The following is a 1,114-nucleotide window of genomic DNA, read 5'->3' as shown; positions in this document are numbered from 1 at the left end:
GGCGCCGCGCCGGCCCCGACAGCGGCTTCGATCCCGGCGCCCGCTCGGTGTGGCAGGTGCTGTTCGACCGCGACGGCACGCAGTGGGTGTCGAGCGACCGCGCGATCTACTACCGCCGCCAGGGCGACAGCCGCTACCACGTGGCCAGCCCGGCCAACATCGCGCTGTCGTCGATGGCGCTGGGGCCGGACGGCACCGTCTGGGCCTCCAACGGCAGCGACGCCAACTACAAGCTGTCGCGGCGCGCGCCGGACGGCCAGCCGCCGCCCCGCCCCGACCTGCCCGGCAGCGGCATGTGGTTCGACCGCGCCGGCACCATGTGGCTGCTGAGCGAGGACCGGGTCGAGCGCATGCTGCCGGACGTGTTCCCCGATCCGCGCCAACGCATCACGCGCGAGCAGGGCCTGAGCGGGCTGAATCCGCAAACCTTTTTCGAGGACCGCGACGGCAACGTCTGGATCGGCACCGTCAACGGCCTGGACCAGTTCCGCCGCAACCGCGTGGTGCCGCTGCCGAGCGACCTGGACATCGCCACGCCGGCGCTGCGGGCCGACGCCGGCGGCAAGGTGCGGATCGGCGGCTTCAGCGCCGGCTCCTGGCTGGCCGATGCGGCCGGCACGCGGTACGAGCACACGCCGCGCTCCTTCCTGTCGTCCACCACCGGCCGCGACGGCCGCCCGGCGCTGGGCACCGAGCACGGCATCTGGCTGCCCGGCCCCGACGGCGGCACGCTGATCGCGCCGCCGCCCGACACGCTGCGCGACGCGCCGATGATGCGCGCGCTGGCCCAGGACGGCGGCGGCGACTGGTGGGCCAGCTACCTGAACCTGGGCCTCTACCGCCACCACGACGGCGCCTGGCGCCACGTCGACGACCAGCGCCTGCCGGACGCGCGGGTGCTGTCGATGTGGCCGGACCAGCGCGGCCGCGTCTGGATCGGCTACCAGGGCAACCGCATCGCCATCGTCGACGGCGCCGCCGTCACCGTGCTGGGCGCGGCGCAGGGCCTGGCGATCGGCAACGTGCTGAGCGCGGCCGAGCGCAACGGCCACCTGTGGGTGGCGGGCGAACTGGGCGCGGCGCTGTGGGACGGCAAGCGCTTCGTGCCGCTGCA

General features: G+C 74.9%; 1 protein-coding gene. It reads left to right on the top strand.

What is annotated here, in order from left to right:
• Nucleotides 1-1,114, top strand: a 1,114-nt coding sequence (locus tag GTP90_RS35775; RefSeq protein ID WP_308937333.1) for a ligand-binding sensor domain-containing protein, incomplete at both ends; no start/stop codon positions are given.

This window comes from Duganella vulcania (assembly GCF_009857655.1).
Lineage (GTDB): Bacteria > Pseudomonadota > Gammaproteobacteria > Burkholderiales > Burkholderiaceae_D > Rugamonas > Rugamonas vulcania.
The sequence above is the reverse complement of the archived record's forward strand: the minus strand, read 5'-3'. Positions and strand labels throughout refer to the sequence as shown.